This window comes from Streptomyces graminilatus, assembly GCF_001418565.1.
Lineage (GTDB): Bacteria > Actinomycetota > Actinomycetes > Streptomycetales > Streptomycetaceae > Streptomyces > Streptomyces graminilatus.
In genome coordinates this window covers 1-1,209 of the sequence record NZ_LIQQ01000693.1, presented here as the reverse complement: position 1 = coordinate 1,209, position 1,209 = coordinate 1, and the positions used below count along the sequence as shown (strand labels likewise).

1 protein-coding gene is annotated in these 1,209 nt (G+C 71.7%); it reads right to left on the bottom strand.

Annotated elements, in window-relative coordinates; genetic code table 11:
- Positions 1-1,166: argininosuccinate lyase (locus tag AOK08_RS40055; protein ID WP_241827304.1), on the bottom strand; the 1,166-nt coding region annotated here is incomplete at its 3' end.
- Positions 1,167-1,209: the final 43 nt, after the last annotated feature.

The window sequence follows — 1,209 nt, the reverse complement described above, 5'->3', positions numbered from 1 at the left end:
ACGCCCTCACCCTCACTGAGGGCGTTGGCGAGGCTGAAGCCGCCCAGGTACTCCCGCTCGCACACCGCGCGCATCCGGTCGGCGCGGAAGGCGACCCGGCGCAGCACCTCGGTGAGCAGCCGGACCGTACCGTGCGCGGAGTCGAACGCGGCCAGGACGTGCGTACCGGCCTCCTTGGAGACCTCCACGAGGTTGCAGAAGGGGGTGTTGCGCTGGCCGAGCAGGACATCGGTGTGGAAGGCGCTCAGGTGGGCCGTGCGGCCCCGGATCCGTTCCAGGACGGGGTAGTTCTTCTTCTGCGGCATCGCCGAGGAGATGCCGGACAGTTCGTCGGGCAGTTCGATGAAGCCGTACTCGCTGCCGCCCCAGGTGAGCAGGTCGGTGGCGAAGCGGCTCAACGCCGCGCCGAGCAGGCTGAGTTCGGCGGTGGCCTCCGCGCTCCAGCGGCGGGAGGCGACAGCGGTGAGGGCGTTGGGCTGCGGGCGGTCGAAGCCCAGCATGCGGGCCATCCGGGCGCGGTCCCAGGGCAGTTCCTGGCCGGCCATCGCCCCGGCGCCGAGCGGGCAGGCGTTCATCCCGTCGTAGGTGTGCAGCAGCCGCCGCTGGGTGTGCAGCAACTGCTCGGCGAGGGCGGCGAGATGGAAGCCCGGCGTGATGATCTGCGCGGCCTGGAAGTGCGTGTAGCCGGGCATGGGCAACTCGCGGGTCTCCTCGGCGCGTTCGAGGACGACCGAGCACAGGTCCAGCAGGGCGGTGGCGAGCCGGGCGACCTGGTCGCGGCCGAACATCGCCTGTGCGCAGGCCTGGAGGTCGTTGCGGCTGCGGTCGGCGTGCCAGCGTACGACCGGTGCCGGCAGCCCGGCCTCGACGTGGCGTTCGAGCGCGAAGGCGATGTCCGACATGTTGGCGTCGGGCCGGGCGGTGAGCGTCTCGGGGCCCACCTCGTCCAGGAGCGCGGCCACGGAAGCCGCCTCGGCCGCGCTCAGCAGGCCCATGCGGGCGTATTCGGCGGTCAGGGTCTTCTCGATGGCGGTGTAGTGGCCCAGCAGGTGGCGGACCTCGAACCGGAACTGCGGGGCGAGTACTTCGTCGTGCAGCAGGTCGCTCGGCCCGCCGCGAATGCGGCCGCTGAGTTCGGCGGCGGGCGCCGAGGGCTGGCTCGTCACTGTGATGGTGTCCGTTCGTTCCGGGGTGTGGGGTGGGGTCGTT